The organism is Bacillus sp. ISL-41, from assembly GCF_018613235.1.
Taxonomy (GTDB): Bacteria; Bacillota; Bacilli; order Bacillales; family Cytobacillaceae; genus Mesobacillus.
The window spans coordinates 17,368-32,974 of record NZ_JAGGQP010000026.1 but is presented as its reverse complement, the minus strand read 5'-3'; the positions used below and the strand labels follow the sequence as shown (position 1 = coordinate 32,974).

Here is a 15,607-nt window from a genome sequence, read left to right as displayed (position 1 = left end):
AATCTATTGTCATTTTCATTCGACGATGAATACTCTTGTTTACCAAGCAATATTCCAGATTAAATGTAAAATAGAATGATTTTTACATAATACAACCACTACATTATAACACAGGATTATTTCGTTTCAACAGCCTGGACTATATTATCGGGTAAGAAATTTCTTCTAGCTTCCGGATAAAGTCCAAAACCTGTTCTGCCGCCTCGGCCTCGCTATGGTATATTTCAGCAAATGACTCGAGCGGATCTTCAAATCCATAGTACTCATTCGCGATGAAATGGCAGGCAGCAGCCCAGGCTGAAGCCTGTCCGATTGGCAGTTCGAAAGGATAAACCAAAAAGAGGTATCGTTCGACCAGCCTTTGAACATTTTCAAATAAAACAGGATCATCACTTTCAATCTCGCGGCTTAAAAGTTGGATGACACCGCTGTTCTCGATGTATTCCTTAAGTTCGGGTATACCTGCTGGATTGAACGATTCTTCCCAATCGAATTTACGCACCAGAGTTTCTTCTACATACTCTTGTTCTTTCAATATATTAAGAAGCATCGTTTTTAAAAAGGGATGGCCTTCTCCTGATACGACATATTCCTTGATTTTTTCAATATAGGGTCGTATGTTTACCTTCGCAAGTTCAGCAGCAACCATTACCTGATCGTTCGGACTCTTATAGTCAAACAGATTAAGCTCTTCCTCTTCAGGCTCTTCTTCAAAACTCTCAATGGGCTCCATTTCTGTTTCGCCATTCAGCATCCGCTTCCCAAATTCAAGCATAGTGATGAAATGTTCATGCTTGTCCGCCGGGATTTCCCGTTCCTCAAGAAGGGCTTCGATAGTCGCAACAACTTCTTTGTATTGATTCAACTGGACAAGGATCATTAGATACATGTCAATCACTTGTATGTAATCACCCATTCCGCTCCGGAGCATCTCCGCCACAATTTCCTTGGCCTGATGGGTATTGCCTGCTTCATAATTAGAAAGAGCAAGGCCAACGTATACATCACTGTTCTCAGGGTCATGCTCCAAAGCCTGCTCAAGAAACTGAATCGCATCCCTGTACTTTCGCTGTTTTAAATAATCGAGGCCCTTCTCCAACAGACGCTTTTCCAGACCGGGAAACAGGATCACATTATCCTCATTTGATTCCCGTTTTTTCATACACATACCGCCTTACTTTTTAATAGTTCACTCTATTAATTCCATTTTTTTATTTGAGTTCAGCTTTTTTAGAAAGTTTAGCACGAATCCTTGAAAAAACAAAAAGATTCACAAGCTATGCCTGTGAATCAACCATTTTTTATAAGTTAGATTACTTTTTCTATATGCTTATTCTCATATTCTCTGATACTGTCTTCAAGCTGGAGCGTTAGTTCGATTTCATCCCAGCCATTGAGGAGCATGTTATACCAATAGGGAGAGATATCAAATCCTGCTTTGAACCCCTCGTTGTCATAAACCACTTTCTGTTCCAGCGAAACATTCAGTTCATATTGCTGCCCGCTTGCTTTCGTAAGCAAATAGGTAACGTCTTTATCTGGCAGTTCGATTGGGAGAATTCCGTTTTTCAGGCAATTCTGTTTAAAAATATCCGCAAATGATGGAGCGATCAAAACCTTAAATCCGTAATCCAGCAATGCCCATGGCGCATGCTCCCTGGATGAACCGCAGCCGAAATTCTCATTGGCAATTAAAATGGATGTTCCTTCGTTATCCAGATGATTGAGCTCAAAGTCTTCATTGAGCTCACCGTTTGTTTTATAGCGCCAATCGTAAAACAAATACTGCCCAAACCCCGTCTTTTCGATTTTCTTAAGGAATTGCTTCGGAATGATCTGGTCAGTGTCAACATTTGTCCGGTCCATCGCAGCGACTTTTCCCTTCATTTCTGTAAATCTGGTCATTTTAAGCTCCTTTCATTGAAAAATATGTTTTTAAAACACAATATTCAGCAAAGTGGTAGTTAAATATATGTTTTGCGTAGCAAACTCCAGCAAATAGGTAGTGAAATGACCCGAAATTTACGTTTTCGGGTCAGTTTTACGTCTGTATTTTTAACTGGAAAAATTATTCTCTTAATCAACGAAGATATTCGCCCCAAACTAACTGATAATTACCCCATTCAAAACATTAATTAATCCAAGAATCACATTAATTGCCCATTCAATACGAGTAATTGCCCCTTCGTCCTTATTTTGGTAAAAGATGAAGTTAAACGGTAATGCCAGCCATCGACCTGACATCGACAAAATGCCCATGAAGTGCGGCAGCTGCTGCCATTGCGGGACTGACTAAATGGGTGCGCGCTCCGGCTCCCTGTCTGCCCTCAAAATTCCGGTTTGAAGTGGAAGCACAGTGCTCGCCTGCCGGTACAATATCTGCGTTCATACTCAGGCACATGCTGCACCCGGATTCCCGCCATTCAAATCCTGCTTCGATAAAAACCTGGGCGATACCTTCTGCTTCTGCCGCCTTCTTGACCTGCTGCGAACCAGGGACGACAATCGCTTCAACTCCAACGGCCACTTTTTTACCTTTGACGATGTCAGCCGCTGCCCTGAGATCCTCTAGCCTTGAATTGGTGCAGGAGCCGATAAAGACTTTCGTTACATTAATATCTGTAATTAACTGGCCTTCCGCCAACCCCATATAATCAAACGCTCTTTGCACGGACTTCCTTTCTGCCTCAGTCTCACATTCTGCCAGATAAGGCACTCTGTCTGTTACCGGAGCAGTCATTGACGGGTTTGTACCCCAACTGACCATTGGTGATATGGCATCGCCATCTATCGTGATGGTATGGTCATACTCTGCATCATCATCTGAGCTGAGCTGCTGCCATTCAAGGATCTTATCTAGGAAGGCATCTCCCTGTGCTACATATTTCCTTCCATTCAGATAAGCGAAGGTTTTTTCATCAGGTGCCACGAGGGAAGCCTTGGCTCCTCCTTCAATGGACATATTGCAGATAGTCATCCTTTCCTCCATGGACATCATCTTAATGGACTCGCCGCAAAATTCGATCACGTAACCGGTACCGAAATTGACTCCATGCTTGCTGATAATGAACAGGATGAGATCCTTTGCGCTCACTCCCGGTGCAAGAGTACCGGACACCTCAACTTTCAGTGTCTTAGGCTTCGTCTGCCATAGTGTTTGAGTTGCCAGCACATGTTCAACCTCACTGGTGCCAATTCCGAATGCGAGGGCTCCGAACGCACCATGCGTAGAAGTATGGCTGTCCCCGCAAACAATTGTCATCCCAGGCTGTGTCAATCCCAATTCAGGCCCGATGACATGGACGATGCCCTGCTCAGGACTGTCAAGGTCAGCCAGTGCTATGCCGAATTCAAGGCAATTCTCCCTTAAGGTATCCATCTGGGTTTTCGCAACAGGGTCAGTGATCTCACGCCGGTTAACTGTTGGTACATTATGGTCCATGGTCGCAAACGTCAAATCCGGCCGTCGGACAGACCGTTTTTTCTGCCTTAGTCCCGAAAAAGCCTGCGGGGAGGTTACCTCGTGAACAAGATGGAGGTCAATATACATAAGGTCTGGTTTGCCTTCCTCCCGACGCACTATATGCTTCTCCCAAATTTTTTCGATAATCGTTTTCCCCAAAAATACCCTCCCCTTTTTCAAATCACTTTTCATCTCTTCTATGCAAACTGCCTGATTCTTTAAATTCCTGCTTTATGCGTAAGCACCCATGATATTCAGGATCGCTTCATTGTCCAGCAATGCGGCTTTGATTTCCTCGACCATCCCTTCAGTTGTTAAAAAAGGTGTGCCAAATACGGCAATATCCCGGGTTCTGCTGCCAGCATCAAGCACCTGCTCTACCGCATTCTCGATTGCCTCCGCTTCTTCTTCAAGGCCAAAGGACAGCCGCAGCATCATCGCGGCAGACAGGATCATCGCGATCGGATTGGCCGCGTTCATACCAGCAATATCCGGTGCAGAACCGTGGATTGGCTCATATAGATATGGCCCTGCAGCCGAAACACTTGCTGACGGCAGCATGCCCAGCGATCCGGTCAGTACGGAGGCTTCATCGCTTAAAATATCCCCAAACATATTCTCTGTGACAAGTACATCGAACTGGCGCGGATTCTTGATCAGCTGCATCGCCGCATTATCGACCAGCATATGGTCAAGCTGGACATCTGGAAAATCCCTGGCAACCTCTTCCGCTGTTTCACGCCACATTCGGCTCGATTCCAGAACATTCGCTTTATCCACAGAAGTGACTTTGCCTTTTCTCATGGCAGCCAGTTCAAATGCGTAGCGGATGACTCTCTCCATCTCGTTTTTCTGGTAAAACAATGTATCAACTACAGAGGCCTCGCCTTTCTGGACAGATCTCTCACTTGGCTTCCCAAAATAGAGCCCGCCCGTCAACTCCCTGACCACGACCATGTCAACCCCTTCAACAACATCCTTGCGCAGTGGCGAGATCCCGGAAATACTGGAGTAATATTGAACCGGACGGACATTCGCATACAAACCGAGCTCTTTCCGGATTTTCAACAGTCCTTTTTCCGGGCGAATATGGCCAGGCATCCGATCCCATTTAGGCCCGCCCACTGCACCTAACAGGACAGCATCACTGGACTTGCAGAGGTCTAGTGTATGCTCCGGCAGCGGCGTTCCAAATTCATCGATTGCTGCCCCGCCGATTTCTCCATAAGTAAAATGGAACTTATGGTTAAATAGCTCAGCAACTGCCTGGAGGATCGTAACCGCCCCCCTGCTTACTTCTTTCCCGACGCCATCTCCTGGCAGGATTGCGATCCTTTTTTCCATTACCTTCGCCTCCGATTTCTTAATCATATTTTTTAACCGCTGACTGCGACTTTCTTCGTTTCTTCCATATATAGAACTCTATTGACTGCATTTAAGTAGGCCTTTGCCGAAGCTTCAAGGACATCCTGTGCGAGGCCTCTTCCACTTGTCTCGACACCGCCAAATTCCAGCTTTACATATACCTGCGCCAGGGCATCCCTGCCAGCTCCAACAGATTGAATCCTGTAATCTAGCAAGCTAGCCTTTTCTTCCATGCAATTTTCAAGCGTATTATATAAAGCTTCAATACTGCCAGAGCCTGTGGACGCTTCCTGGATCTTTTCATTTTGGCAGCCATAAAGGGTGACTGTCGCAGTTGGCACCTGGTTGGTCCCATATTGGACCTGAATGGAATCAAGACGGTAATATTGCTGTTCTTTTGACAGGTTCTCTTCCAGGATGATGGCCACGAGATCATCATCTGTCATTTCCTTTTTCCTGTCCGCAAGTTCCTTGAAAACAGAAAATAACTTATTGATGTCCTGCTCAGGAACCGTAAGCCCGATCTCATTCAATCTATTGCGGAACGCGTGGCGGCCGGAATGCTTTCCGAGGACCATCGAGTTATTCTGTAATCCAACAAGTTCCGGAGATATGATTTCGTAGGTCGTTTTCTCCTTTAAAACCCCATCCTGGTGGATTCCCGATTCATGGGCAAAGGCATTCCTTCCGACCACGGCTTTATTGGCTGGTACCGCCATACCGGTCAACTTACTGACAAGGCTGCTCGTTCTGCTGATTTCCTTAAGATTCAATCCAGTTTCCGCCTGGTAAAAGTCTTTGCGGATATGAAGGGCAACCGCAAATTCTTCGAGTGCTGCATTTCCTGCCCGCTCCCCTATCCCATTGATCGTTCCTTCAACCTGTGTGGCTCCTGCGGATACAGCTGCAAGTGAGTTGGCGATCGACATTCCAAGGTCATCATGACAATGTGCTGATAGTTCGACCTTACTAATAGAAGGAACATGCTCTCGCAAGTAAGTGAAAATTCGGCCATACTCCTGCGGCGAAATATAACCGACAGTGTCAGGAATATTGATGACCTTTGCACCGGCTTTAATCACCTCTTCTACAATTTCAGCAAGGAAATCAAGCTCGGTCCGACAGGCATCCTCAGCAGACCATTGAATGACAGGAAACTTGGCTGCCGCATACTTTACGGTTCTTACTGCCGTTTCGATGACCTCAGCTTTTGTCTGCTTCAGCTTATGGATCCTGTGGATCGGCGAAGTGGCGATGAACAGGTGTAGCCTTGGTTCGGCTCCATGCTTCAATGCTTCCCAGGCAGCGTCGATATCTGTTGTAACCGACCTTGCCAGCCCTGTAACCGAACATCCTTTGATCTGGCGGGCTATTTCAGCTACGGAAGCAAAGTCTCCTTTAGATGCGGCTGGGAATCCCGCTTCAATAATGTCAACATTCAACCTCTCTAATTGCCTGGCAATCTCCAGCTTTTCGGAAAAATTCAGATTGACCCCTGCTGACTGTTCCCCGTCCCTCAAAGTCGTATCAAATATTTTAATTCTTCGCACTGGCAGCCACTTCTCTCTGCTTTTGTTTGTTGACAAACGGCATCATCTTTCTTAATTCTCTTCCTACCTCTTCGATCTGGTGACGGTTTTCTTTTTCATTGATGGCGTTGAAGACCGGTCTGTCGTTTTCATTTTCCTCAATCCAGCCTTTTGCGAAAGTTCCTTCCTGGATGTCTTTCAGAACTCTTTTCATTTCCTCTTTAACCTGGTCGTTGACCACTCTCGGCCCGCTGACAAAGTCGCCCCATTGAGCTGTGTCCGAAATCGAATAACGCATTCCTTCGAGTCCGCCTTCATACATCAAGTCCACGATCAGCTTCAGCTCATGCATCGTTTCGAAATAAGCCAGTTCCGGCTGATATCCTGCTTCGACAAGTGTTTCGAAGCCTGATTTCACGAGCGAGGTCAAACCGCCGCATAACACTGCCTGTTCTCCAAATAGATCCGTTTCGGTTTCTTCCTTGAAGGTTGTTTCAAGCGCCCCGGCCCTCAATGCACCGATCGCTTTCGCGTAAGCAAGCGCAAGTTCCCTTGCAGTCCCCGATACATCCTGATGGATCGCGAACAGTGCCGGCACACCCGCTCCTTCTTGATAAGTCCTTCTGACCAAATGCCCAGGACCCTTTGGAGCTACTAGCAAAACATCACAGCTTTCCGGCGGGACAATCTGGTTAAAATGGACGTTAAAGCCGTGGGCAAACATAAGCGCCTGGCCTGTCAGCTGAGGTTCGATCTCATTTTTGTACACCGCAGTCTGCCGCTCATCCGGCAGAAGAATCATGACCACATCTGATGATGCTACAGCTTCAGCAACTGTTTTAACTTCAAAGCCATCCTGCTCCGCCTTCTCCCATGACTTCCCTTGTCTTAAACCAATGACAACCTCAACACCACTGTCTCGAAGATTCTGTGCATGGGCATGCCCCTGTGATCCATAACCAACTACTGCCACTGTTTTCCCATTAAAATAAGCCTCATTTGCATCACCGTTATAGTACATTTTCGCCATATTTACTCTCCCTTTCCGGATAAAAAATTAGTGTATTTTTAATCGGTTTCTTCTTGAGTGTTGCTTTTCGAATCAATTCTTGAATGAAATAACTTCTGTTTATCGCTTGATTGAGTGAACAACAAGCTAACGAAAGATCCCTATCAAACAAATGAAAATGTTTTTTGCTGCCCGGTCCGCTGGTTCCCCCTAGGGAATGCTGTCGTTCCGGTACGGGCCAATTCTCTGATTCCGTATGGTTTAATCAAATCGATAAATGCCTCAATTTTTTCTGTTTCGCCTGTCAGTTGGATGATGATGCTATCCTTGCTGACGTCGATCACCGACGCCCGGAATGGTTCAATGATCGAGTAGATTTCTGCCCGGTTGTGCGGCAGAACTGGGACCTTCATGAGAATCAGCTCGCGGGCGACAATTGCCTGGTCACTGATATCTGCCACCTTAAGGACATCAATCTGTTTATTAAGCTGTTTCGTGATTTGTTCGACCATCCCGTCATTCTCCACATGGACAACACAGGTAATCCTCGAAACTCCCTCCTGCTCGGTAAGGCCTACCGAGATGCTTTCAATATTGTAGTTCCTCTTCGAGAATAAATTCGTGATCCTGTTCAGTACTCCTGGCCGGTTCAATACCGTCATCGTTATGATTCTTTTCATTTCTTCACTCCCACCATTTCGTGGATTCCTTTCCCGGGCGCAATCATCGGGTAGACATTTTCAGCTCCATCGACCCTGAAATCGAGCAGCACCGGCTCTTTGTCATGCAGGACCTGATCCAGAATTAAATGTGCTTCTTCCTCCGAGTGGATTTCAAACCCTTTAATGCCATAGGCCTCAGCCAGTTTTACAAAAGATGGCTGTACCGGATTTTTACTGTGGGAATATCTTTCTTTATAGAAAATTTCCTGCCATTGTCTGACCATCCCAAGCGCCTTATTATTGAAAATCGCTATTTTGATCGGCAGCTGGAATTCAGCAATGACGGCCAGCTCCTGTGTTGACATCTGGAAGCCGCCATCTCCGAGAACGGCGACAACACAGGCAGATGGATCTGCCAGTTGGGCTCCAATGCTTGCAGGCAGGCCAAATCCCATTGTTCCGAGTCCTCCGGAGGTCACCCATCGATCCGCTTGCTGGAGCTGATAATATTGTGCTGCCCACATTTGATGCTGGCCAACATCGGTTACGACAATCGCTTCACCCGCCGTTTTTTCATATAGGAGTTCCATAACCTTTTGCGGTTTTAGCACTTCACTATCTTCGTAATGATAAGGATGATCCTCCTTCCAGGCTGCGAGTGTTTCCACCCATTCTTCCTGGAGTGGAGGCCTGCCTTCCAGCTTTAACAACTGTCTTAACGCCTCTCCTGCATCACCGACAACAGGGATTTGCGTTGGCACATTTTTGCCGATTTCTGCCGGGTCGATATCGATATGGGCAACAGCTGCTTTCGGAGCGAAATGCTTCAAATTTCCAGTCAGCCGGTCATCGAATCTTGCTCCAATATTGATCAGCAGGTCACAATTATATAGCGCCATATTTGCTGTATAACAGCCATGCATCCCAGCCATCCCAAGGAATAAGTCATGTGCTGCCGGAAAGCCTCCTAACCCCAGTAACGTGTGGACAACATGAAGGTTCTGCTGTTCTGCGTATTCTTTTAAAAGATTCGAAGCCTTCGCGTGAAGGACACCTGCCCCAGCGAGAATGACCGGCCTTTTTGCCTTGCTGACAGCTTCGGACAGTTTTCTTACTTGAAGGAAATTCGGCTCCACTGTCGGCTGATAGCCTGGAAGGTGGATTTCCTCCTCAGCTGGTACTGCCGATACGCCTGCTGCCATGTCTTTTGGAAAATCTATGACGACTGGTCCGGGCCTTCCGCTTGTCGCTATATAAAATGCTTCCTTGATGATTCTGGGGATATCTTTGATATCCCGAATCTGATAATTGTATTTCGTAATAGGAGTCGTGATACCAAGGATGTCTGCTTCCTGGAAGGCGTCTGTACCAATCACTCCTGTCGCAACCTGGCCCGTAAAGACGACCAGCGGCAATGAGTCCATCATGGCATCAGCAATGCCGGTAATAATATTGGTCGCTCCGGGACCGGAAGTCGCGATTACTACTCCAGGTTTCCCGCTGATTCTCGCGTATCCTTCCGCCGCGTGGATCCCTCCCTGTTCATGCCTTGGCAAAACATGAAGAATGTTAGAATCATAGAGTTTGTCGTAAATCGGAAGGACAGCCCCTCCCGGGTAGCCGAAAATGACTTCGACGTTTTCCTTTTCCAGGGCTTTAAGCAGCATATCCGCACCGCTTACTTCACTCGTTTTAGCCTTTGTTTCCTTCAAGGCAGCTTCCATTTATCGAACCTCCCATTGTGAACTCACAGTTTTTTTCAAAATAAAAAAGCCCACTCCATCTCCATATGCCAGGTATGCCAGGCAAAGGGATGGAATAGGCTTTATCTCCTTATTCCACGGTACCACCCTTATTCACGCATGATGCGTGCACTCGTGACAGCTTCAGCTGCCGGTTTTGATAACAAGTGCAGGGCACTCGACCAGTTTTACTAGGTTTCCTTTCGAACTGGCGCTCCAGGGTGAGTTCATTTATCGCGGCATCGCCGTTTCCCAGCAATCCCGGCTCTCTGTGCATGCTGATCGCAATAAATTACTTGTCCCTGTCTTCGCTTTATCCATATTCAATTAGACTATTATTCATATCAACTGACTTGATGGGCTTTTTCCGGATAGACCTGGATTCCTTCTTCAACCACTCTTGCCCTGAACTCACGCAGGATGTTTTGTGTATGCTCACCTGGTACTCCATCGCCGATGACTCTTCCATCTACTTTGACGACTGCTATGACTTCTGCTGCAGTCCCGGTAAGGAATACCTCGTCAGCCGTGTATACATCATGGCGGGTGAATGGTTCCTCCTTAATCTCATAGCCCAGATTTTTGGCGATATCAATTACCGCATTTCTGGTGATTCCTTCTAGCGCTCCTACATACCCTGGCGGTGTGAGGAAGGTGTTTCCTCTCACGATAAAAATATTATCCGCGGAGCCTTCGGCAACATAGCCCTGGTCATTCAGCATAAGTGCTTCACTTACATTTGCCAGATGAGCTTCGATTTTCACAAGAACATTATTCAAATAATTCAGAGATTTTACTTTAGGACTTAACACATCGGGACGATTTCTTCTTGTCGCGACAGTTACAATTTCCAGTCCCCGTTCATACAATTCCTTTGGAAAAATAGCCAGGGGCTCCACAATGATGACGACATTCACTTTCGGACACTTATAGGGATCCAACCCAAGGTCCCCTACACCTCTGGAAACGACAATGCGGATATAAGCATCTCTCAATTGATTCCGTTCGACCGTTTCAACAACCAGTCCGGTGAACTCCTCCTTAGAGTGTGGCATGTTCAGCATAATGGACTTGGCTGACCGGTAAAGGCGGTCCATGTGTTCTTCCATCCTGAAAATATTGCCGCTGTATACCCGTATCCCTTCAAAAATACCGTCTCCGTATAGAAATCCATGATCATATACCGAAACCTTAGCATTTTCCTTGGTGACAAATTCACCGTTTAAGTAGATCCACTGATCGGGCACAATAAACACTCCTTTAACGAATAGACGCTTTAAATTATTAAATTTACAGGTTAAAAAAATACAGTTTTACATTATTCAAAAATTAATATAAAACTATGACTCGCTTTAGTTGCATTCAACTTGTTTTTTTTATTTGAGGATTATCTTACGCCCAATTTTCACACTCGTCAACACCCTTTTTCTAAATTATTTGATAATTTAGATTAGTTAATTTATTTGTATACGCTTACATTGTTGATATATTCACATTTAAATAAATTTATTTTTTTTTAGCTAGCCCCTATAATGGACTTCAATTTTCGAGAGCGAGTAAGAACTATAGGACATAAAAAAAACTCACCTTCAATAAGGTGAGTTAAGGTATGTAGTTTAAATGGCGTCCCAGGAGAGATTCGAACTCCCGACCGTACGCTTAGAAGGCGTATGCTCTATCCAACTGAGCTACTGGGACTTGGTTGTTTTTTAAAGACAAGATTTATTATATTAGCCAAATAACTAAATGTCAATAAAAAATCAAAACTTTTTTCTGAGGGAAACCAGCTGACTCCCCTCAGAAAATCATTATAGTAGTTTTAACTTGTTTTGTGAAGTGAAAACTCCTGCCTTAACTCTGACACCTCACCATTTCCATAGTCATAGATCCGCACTACCGCTTTTTTGTCTATCAGCTCCAGGAGGGCATAGCTCTTTTCAGACCTGCCGCGTGGAAGCCTGATGCTTCCCGGATTAATGAACAGTACATCGTCTACCATTTCTGCTCCCAGCAAATGGGAATGCCCAAAGCACACGACATCAGCCTCTAGTTCTTTTGCCTTATAGTACAAATTTACGAGTGTAGACTTCACTGAGTATAGGTGCCCATGTGTCACAAAAATTTTCACGCCCTTAATCACATGGATTTCATCATCAGGAAAATGGCCATAAAAATCGCAATTTCCCTTCACCGATTTGAAATTCTTAATAGCAGCATCATCTTCAGATAGCTCTGAGTCACCGCAGTGGATCATCAATTCCACATCATTGCCATGCAGCTTTTCAATTCCCTCTAGCACCTCTGTTGACCCGTGGCTGTCACTGACAATCAGCACCCTACTCATGGCGTTCCTCTCGCTCTTTAAGAAGATCGTCCAGTTTTCTGATCGCATTAGCCCGGTGGCTGATTTTGTTTTTTTCGTCTGATGCCAATTCGGCCATAGCTTTCCCCTTTGTTTCTGCGAAGAAAATGGGATCATAGCCAAAACCGTTGGTACCGCGTCGTTCATTAAGGATTCTGCCTTCACATGTACCGAATACAGTCACTGTTTCCTTCCCTGGCTCCGCCATTGCGAGTGCACAGCAGAATCTTGCGGTGCGCTCACTTTCTGGCACATCCTGAAGTTCATCGAGAACTTTGTCGATGTTGTTTTCATCATTTTTCTCAGGACCTGCGTAACGTGCCGAATACACACCCGGCCGTCCCTCCAATGCGTCGATCTCAAGCCCTGAATCGTCTGCAATCACTTTGCCTCCAAGAATATTAGCGATTGCCTCAGCTTTTAAAATCGCGTTCTCTTCAAAAGTTGTCCCTGTTTCCTCTACATCATCAAGCTCTGGGTAATCGAGCAAAGTTTTAACCGCCAGCCCTTTTGGCAAAAAAAGTTTCTCGAATTCCTTCGCTTTTCCTTTATTTTTTGTCGCGATAATGACTGAATCCATTTTGAGAACTCCCCTATCTCTGTTTTCCGTCCGCAATTTTGGCCGTCAATTCTACTCCCAGAGCTTCCTTTTGTTTTTCGAACAGTTCTGTGATTCCATCTTGTGCGGCCTTTAAAAGGTCTTGCAGCTGGCTGTATGAAAAAGTAGCTTCTTCTCCAGTACCCTGCAGCTCAACGAATTCTCCATTTCCTGTCATGACAACATTCATGTCGACATGGGCAGCAGAATCCTCGACATAATTCAAATCAACAACTACCTCACCGTTCTTCAGGACGCCGACACTCGTCGCAGCAAGAAAGTCAGTCACAGGAAAAGCAGACAGCTTCTTTTGCTTGCTCAGCTTCTCAAGGGCCATAGCCATCGCAACAAATGCTCCTGTGATTGAAGCAGTACGAGTGCCCCCATCCGCCTGGATGACATCGCAATCAACCCAAACAGTACGCTCGCCAATAGCCTCAAGATTGACTACTGCACGCAAAGCTCTCCCGATCAAACGCTGGATTTCCATCGTTCTTCCGGATATCTTCCCTTTTGCAGCCTCACGAATATTTCTCTGCTCTGTAGCGCGCGGCAGCATAGAGTATTCTGCCGTAATCCATCCTTTTCCTTCGCCCCTCATGAACGGAGGAACGCGGTCCTCGATGCTGGCAGTACAAATCACTTTCGTATCTCCAACAGAGATCAGCACAGAGCCTTCTGGATGCTTAAGGTAATCCGTTTCAATATGTATTGGTCTTAATTGCAATGGTTCACGCCCATCAAATCGCATGATAAATATCCTCCTTAGCATGATAAAAAGCAGGCAGCCTGCCCGGTAACCACAATATAAATAAGAGGCAGGAAATACGCCTGCCTCTTTGAATGTCTTTAATTAGTATATCAAAATCTGGCTATTAAAAACTACCTGTGTTTACTTTTTCAGGCCTTGTAACCGGCTCAGCCAGTTTTTCCCCGGATTCTGTAAGGATATCTGCCTTTCCGTTAACCGTAAGGGCCACACTCTCAACACCTGTCTGTTCTGTCAGTGACAGCACAAGGGAATTCAGCAGGTGTTCAGACACCATTTTTTCTTCAAAGCTGCCGTAAATGGATTCATTGAAGTTCAATGTCACCTTGCCATCCTCAACCTTAGGTGCGTCAAGCAGCTTTACACCCGACTGGAAATCCGACAGTAGATTGGATGCATACGCCGGCCCTTCAACAAGCTCGTTGACGATTGCAGTAATGTTATCTTTCATATCATTGCTGACGCGTTTTGTTACTGGAACATAATAATATGCGCCTTCCTCGCCGCCAATATAATATACAGTGACCGCTTTCGTGTTTGTGATATCCACTACATCGGTATTGTCAGTATTGATGCCATCCGCACGGCTCAACTCTCCCCCGATAGGAGTGCCGCCTACAGGCATCGCTTCAAGAGGGGTGCCATTCATCTGAAGCTTCACTTCATCAACGGTATCAAACTGTGTGAGCGTCCATGTCACAGCCTGAAGAATTCTTTTCTCATCCTCTTTTTTATAGGATCCGAATTCCTTTGAAAAATCAACAGTTGCCGTCCCATCTTTAATGTTCACTGTCATTTGTGTATCAGCTGGAAGGACGGCCCTAAAGCCATTTGGAAGCATTTGCTCGACTGGCCCATTTGCAACAAGGTATTCCAGTGCCTGCTTGGCGACACTTTCTGTTTTCGGAAGATCCATTGTCTGTGAGACTACATAGCCATTTTTATCGATCAAATACAATTCTGTCTGGATGGATGTTTCAACCGCTTCTTTACCATCCTCCGTTGTTTCTGTAGAAACATTTTCATCAAGAGCTTCCCCCTCTTCCATGAACGTGACATCCTGGGGAGGATCGATCTTTTTCTTTTCCTCGCCCCCGAACAGCCCGCAGCCTGATAGGAATACCGTAGTTGCCAATGTAGCAGCTGTAACGACCACAGCCTTTTTATTTTTTGACATATAAATCCCTCCAAAGACAGTTTGTACTAATATGTATACGAGCCTCTGGATATTTTAGACCGCCTTTGAGAAGTTTTTTGAATTAAAATCGAATTAAAGCAAATAAAAAAGACCTCCGTCTCCGGAAGCCTTACTAACCTAATTTAATTTTTTCAACATGTTCAATCGGCCTCTCCAGCCACTGGGATGCTATGGCAGAAAAAATGGTTCTGGAGCCTGTCATGTAATAGAAATGCTCCGGAAGTTCTTCCCTGTCCGCAAACATGTCGTTATGGCCGAGAATCGTGCTTACTTCTCGCGCTGTTTCCTCGCCTGAACTAATCACCTTGACCTCAGGCCCCATCACTTCCTTAATGAGCGGCTCGAGCAAAGGGTAGTGGGTGCAGCCAAGGATCAATGTATCAAGCCCCTGTCCCTGCAGTGGCTGAAGGGTTTCAGTCACCACTTTCTTTGCGACACGTCCATCATATTCTCCGCTTTCTACAAGCGGCACAAATTTTGGGCAGGCGAGTGCTTCAATGGCAGTCTTACGATTGATGGATTTCAGCGCATGCTCATACGCACGGCTTTTTACCGTGCCCTCAGTTCCAATAATGCCAATTTTATAATTGTCCGTTACCTTGATCGCTGTCCTCGCACCAGGCTGGATGACACCTAACACAGGAATCGGGAGTTCATTCCTTATCTCGTCAAGGACCACAGCAGTCGCTGTATTGCACGCAATAACCAGCATTTTAATATTTTTTCCTAAAAGAAAACGGGTCATTTGCCAGGTGAATCTCTTCACTTCCTCAACGGGTCGAGGGCCATATGGACAACGTGCCGTATCACCAACATAGATAATCTGCTCATATGGCAGCTGTCTCATGACTTCCTTGGCAACGGTTAACCCGCCTACTCCTGAATCAATGATTCCGATTGGTCGATTCAA

General features: G+C 45.7%; 14 protein-coding genes, 1 tRNA gene and 1 other annotated feature. All 15 genes read right to left on the bottom strand.

The genetic code is table 11. The features are described from left to right. Positions 1–139 precede the first annotated feature (139 nt). Positions 140–1,162 carry a tetratricopeptide repeat protein gene (locus J7I80_RS12585; protein ID WP_214738705.1) on the bottom strand — a complete coding sequence of 341 codons (1,023 nt, stop codon included), beginning with the start codon at positions 1,160–1,162 and terminating at the stop codon, positions 140–142. Between the two features lie 146 nt (positions 1,163–1,308). Continuing rightward, positions 1,309–1,905 carry a 3-isopropylmalate dehydratase small subunit gene (leuD, locus tag J7I80_RS12580; protein WP_214738704.1) on the bottom strand — a complete coding sequence of 199 codons (597 nt, stop codon included), beginning with the start codon at positions 1,903–1,905 and terminating at the stop codon, positions 1,309–1,311. Positions 1,906–2,212: 307 nt separating this feature from the next. Beyond that, positions 2,213–3,622 (bottom strand): 3-isopropylmalate dehydratase large subunit, encoded by a 1,410-nt coding sequence (gene leuC / locus J7I80_RS12575; protein ID WP_214738703.1) that lies wholly within the window; start codon positions 3,620–3,622, stop codon positions 2,213–2,215. Between the two features lie 72 nt (positions 3,623–3,694). Further along, positions 3,695–4,807, bottom strand: coding sequence for a 3-isopropylmalate dehydrogenase (gene leuB, locus J7I80_RS12570; protein ID WP_214738702.1), 1,113 nt, complete (start codon positions 4,805–4,807; stop codon positions 3,695–3,697). A gap of 32 nt (positions 4,808–4,839) precedes the next feature. Next, a complete protein-coding gene (locus J7I80_RS12565) occupies positions 4,840–6,378 on the bottom strand; it encodes a 2-isopropylmalate synthase (RefSeq protein WP_214738701.1) in 1,539 nt (512 codons plus the stop codon). Next, positions 6,365–7,387: a ketol-acid reductoisomerase gene (gene ilvC, locus J7I80_RS12560; RefSeq protein ID WP_214738700.1), complete on the bottom strand. Its 1,023-nt coding sequence runs from the start codon at positions 7,385–7,387 to the stop codon at positions 6,365–6,367. The genes J7I80_RS12565 and ilvC overlap by 14 nt, the downstream gene beginning before the upstream one ends. Before the next feature lie 143 nt (positions 7,388–7,530). Continuing rightward, positions 7,531–8,046, bottom strand: coding sequence for an acetolactate synthase small subunit (gene ilvN, locus J7I80_RS12555; protein WP_192471479.1), 516 nt, complete (start codon positions 8,044–8,046; stop codon positions 7,531–7,533). Beyond that, positions 8,043–9,752 carry an acetolactate synthase large subunit gene (ilvB, locus tag J7I80_RS12550; protein ID WP_214738699.1) on the bottom strand — a complete coding sequence of 570 codons (1,710 nt, stop codon included), beginning with the start codon at positions 9,750–9,752 and terminating at the stop codon, positions 8,043–8,045. Before ilvB ends, ilvN begins: the two co-directional genes overlap by 4 nt. An 82-nt stretch (positions 9,753–9,834) precedes the next feature. Next, positions 9,835–10,088 (bottom strand) — a binding site (T-box leader). Between the two features lie 26 nt (positions 10,089–10,114). Beyond that, positions 10,115–11,017, bottom strand: a complete 903-nt coding sequence (gene ilvE / locus J7I80_RS12545) for a branched-chain-amino-acid transaminase (protein WP_214738698.1) — start codon at positions 11,015–11,017, stop codon at positions 10,115–10,117. A gap of 374 nt (positions 11,018–11,391) precedes the next feature. Continuing rightward, positions 11,392–11,468, bottom strand: a tRNA-Arg gene (locus J7I80_RS12540). A 121-nt stretch (positions 11,469–11,589) separates the two neighbouring features. Next, positions 11,590–12,114, bottom strand: a complete 525-nt coding sequence (locus J7I80_RS12535; RefSeq protein ID WP_214738697.1) for a metallophosphoesterase — start codon at positions 12,112–12,114, stop codon at positions 11,590–11,592. Then, on the bottom strand, positions 12,107–12,712 hold the full coding sequence (locus J7I80_RS12530; RefSeq protein ID WP_214738696.1) for an XTP/dITP diphosphatase: 606 nt from the start codon (positions 12,710–12,712) through the stop codon (positions 12,107–12,109). Before J7I80_RS12530 ends, J7I80_RS12535 begins: the two co-directional genes overlap by 8 nt. Before the next feature lie 13 nt (positions 12,713–12,725). Further along, positions 12,726–13,481, bottom strand: coding sequence for a ribonuclease PH (gene rph, locus J7I80_RS12525; protein ID WP_214738695.1), 756 nt, complete (start codon positions 13,479–13,481; stop codon positions 12,726–12,728). A 124-nt stretch (positions 13,482–13,605) separates the two neighbouring features. Next, positions 13,606–14,676, bottom strand: a complete 1,071-nt coding sequence (locus J7I80_RS12520; protein WP_214738694.1) for a GerMN domain-containing protein — start codon at positions 14,674–14,676, stop codon at positions 13,606–13,608. A 133-nt stretch (positions 14,677–14,809) separates the two neighbouring features. Then, positions 14,810–15,607 (bottom strand): glutamate racemase, encoded by a 798-nt coding sequence (racE, locus tag J7I80_RS12515; RefSeq protein WP_214738693.1) that lies wholly within the window; start codon positions 15,605–15,607, stop codon positions 14,810–14,812.

Coding starts and splice junctions, on each gene's coding strand:
- J7I80_RS12585 (WP_214738705.1), bottom strand. CDS start 1,162: ATGAAAAAACGGGAATCAAATGAGGATAATGTGATCCTGTTTCCCGGT.
- leuD (WP_214738704.1), bottom strand. CDS start 1,905: ATGACCAGATTTACAGAAATGAAGGGAAAAGTCGCTGCGATGGACCGG.
- leuB (WP_214738702.1), bottom strand. CDS start 4,807: ATGGAAAAAAGGATCGCAATCCTGCCAGGAGATGGCGTCGGGAAAGAA.
- ilvC (WP_214738700.1), bottom strand. CDS start 7,387: ATGGCGAAAATGTACTATAACGGTGATGCAAATGAGGCTTATTTTAAT.
- ilvN (WP_192471479.1), bottom strand. CDS start 8,046: ATGAAAAGAATCATAACGATGACGGTATTGAACCGGCCAGGAGTACTG.
- ilvB (WP_214738699.1), bottom strand. CDS start 9,752: ATGGAAGCTGCCTTGAAGGAAACAAAGGCTAAAACGAGTGAAGTAAGC.
- J7I80_RS12535 (WP_214738697.1), bottom strand. CDS start 12,114: ATGAGTAGGGTGCTGATTGTCAGTGACAGCCACGGGTCAACAGAGGTG.
- J7I80_RS12530 (WP_214738696.1), bottom strand. CDS start 12,712: ATGGATTCAGTCATTATCGCGACAAAAAATAAAGGAAAAGCGAAGGAA.
- rph (WP_214738695.1), bottom strand. CDS start 13,481: ATGCGATTTGATGGGCGTGAACCATTGCAATTAAGACCAATACATATT.
- J7I80_RS12520 (WP_214738694.1), bottom strand. CDS start 14,676: ATGTCAAAAAATAAAAAGGCTGTGGTCGTTACAGCTGCTACATTGGCA.